This is a genomic window from Sporolactobacillus sp. KGMB 08714 (assembly GCF_036598985.1).
GTDB lineage: Bacteria > Bacillota > Bacilli > Bacillales > Sporolactobacillaceae > Sporolactobacillus.
The window spans coordinates 1-1,966 of the sequence record NZ_JAUUBW010000057.1; the positions used below are offsets into that span (position 1 = coordinate 1).

Annotated in this window: 2 protein-coding genes and 1 pseudogene; all 3 read left to right on the plus strand. The window is 45.4% G+C overall.

What is annotated here, in order from left to right; all coding sequences use genetic code 11:
• Nucleotides 1-223 precede the first annotated feature (223 nt).
• The gene (locus Q6A92_RS18075) at nt 224-538 is read left to right on the plus strand and encodes a YdcP family protein (protein WP_332238960.1); all 315 of its coding nucleotides are present in this window, start codon (nt 224-226) and stop codon (nt 536-538) included.
• A 12-nt stretch (nt 539-550) separates the two neighbouring features.
• On the plus strand, nt 551-934 hold the full coding sequence (locus tag Q6A92_RS18080) for a YdcP family protein (RefSeq protein ID WP_332238959.1): 384 nt from the start codon (nt 551-553) through the stop codon (nt 932-934).
• A gap of 30 nt (nt 935-964) precedes the next feature.
• A pseudogene (locus tag Q6A92_RS18085) lies at nt 965-1,881 on the plus strand (FtsK/SpoIIIE domain-containing protein); the annotation flags it as partial.
• Nucleotides 1,882-1,966: the final 85 nt, after the last annotated feature.

The following is a 1,966-nucleotide window of genomic DNA, read 5'->3' on the forward strand; positions in this document are numbered from 1 at the left end:
ACCGGAGAGAAATTTTTTTACAAATTTTCTCTCCGGTTCTTGAGTTTTAACAGGGCTTTTGAGACAGCCTCTTTTTTCTTGCCCAAATTTAACATTCAAAATTTAAAGGAGTTGAATCCTCATGGCTCAACCAAAACAAGATGGGAGGGCTCCTCCTTCCCCAACTATTAACATGTATGCAGAGTTTAATTTGCAAGTAAAAAAAAGAAAAGAGGAAAAAACATTGAAATTGAAATTTGTTATTCCAAATATGGAAAAGACCTTTGGAAATTTGGAATATGCCGGAGAAGGCAATGTGGAACAGCGCCGGTTTAATGGTCGCACGATGCTCCTTTCCCGCAGCTACAATTTGTATTCCGATATCCAGCGAGCAGATGATATCGTTTTGGTGCTGCCTCCGGAAGCGGGTGAAAAGCATTTTGAGGTCGAAGACAAAGTGAAACTGATCAATCCTCGGATTACCGCAGAGGGTTATAAAATTGGTGCTCGTGGTTTTAAAAATTATATTCTGCATGCAGACGACATGCTGAAAGCATAAGGAGGGCAAAAAATGAGATTAGCTGAAGGCATTGTGATTGATAAGGACAAGACATTTGGCGCGCTGAAATTCTCCGCACTCCGCCGTGAAGTGCACGTTAATAATGAGGACGGCACAGTCAGTGACGAAATCAAGGAACGCACCTATGACCTGAAATCTCGTGGACAAGGGCAGATGATACAGGTCAGTATTCCGGCCGCCATCCCGTTAAAAGAGTATAACTATAATGCCGAAGTCGAACTGGTCAACCCAGTGGCAAATACGGTGGCAACCGCGACGTTCCGAGGAGCAGATGTGGACTGGTATATCAAGGCTGATGACATTGTGCTGATAAATAAGCAGTCCATCTCTCGTTCACCGAGTCAACAGCCCCAGCCGCAAACAAAAGGAAAATAACACCTTTTCATTTTCCGGAAAGGATTACCGATGAACCATTTTGTCTATAAAGGAAAACGGATTCGAGCGAGCGATCAGCATCTGGTCTTTCGTTTTGCCGCTACGTCACTTATTCTCGTTTTCCTGTTCGTCTTGCTGATTTTTCATGGGAAGCAACTTATGCATATAGATTGGCAAAAGATCCAACTTTTCCGTGATGGACGTTTTCAGCTGCCAATCACACCCTATCTGGTTTTCAGTGTCCTAGCAGCCGCAGGAGTATGCCTGCTTGCTGCCTGGCTTTATGACCGCTTTCGTCGGGATCGCGTGAAACAGCTCGTGCACCGTCAAAAGCTGGCTAAAATGATCTTAGAAAATAAATGGTATGAATCCGAGCAGGTTCAGCGTGACGGCCTCTTCAAGGAGGGGTCATCCGGCAGGGCAAAGGAGCGCATCACTCATTTCCCAAAGCTATACTACCGACTCAAAAATGGGTTGATTCATATCCATGTCGAAATACCCTTGGGAAAATACCAAGACCAATTTTTGCACTTGGAAAAGAAGTTGGAAAGCGGCTTGTACTGTGAACTGGTGGAAAAAGAGCCCAAGGATGCTTATATCGAATACACGCTGCTTTACGACATGATTGCCAACCGGATCACGATTGATGAAGTCAAGGCAGAGCACGGCAGGCTTAAGCTCATGAAAAACGTCTGGTGGGACTATGATCAGCTTCCCCATATGCTCATTGCTGGGGGAACAGGTGAGGAAAATCGTACTTCATCTTCTCGCTTATTGAGGCCTTGGCGCGGACCAACGCCATGCTTTATGTCCTTGACCCGAAGAACGCGGATCTTGCAGATCTTTCGGAAGTCCTGCCCAACGTCTACTACCGGAAAGAAGACATGATCGCCTGTCTGAACCAGTTTTATGAGGAGATGATGGTCCGTAGCGAAGCGATGAAAAAGACGAATGGTGTTATTGACGCTTGATTTTGACCGAAAGCTGACGGAATTGCCCGTCCATTCATTGCCGGATATAATGTCCGTAGGA

Coding starts and splice junctions, on each gene's coding strand:
- Q6A92_RS18080 (WP_332238959.1), top strand. CDS start 551: ATGAGATTAGCTGAAGGCATTGTGATTGATAAGGACAAGACATTTGGC.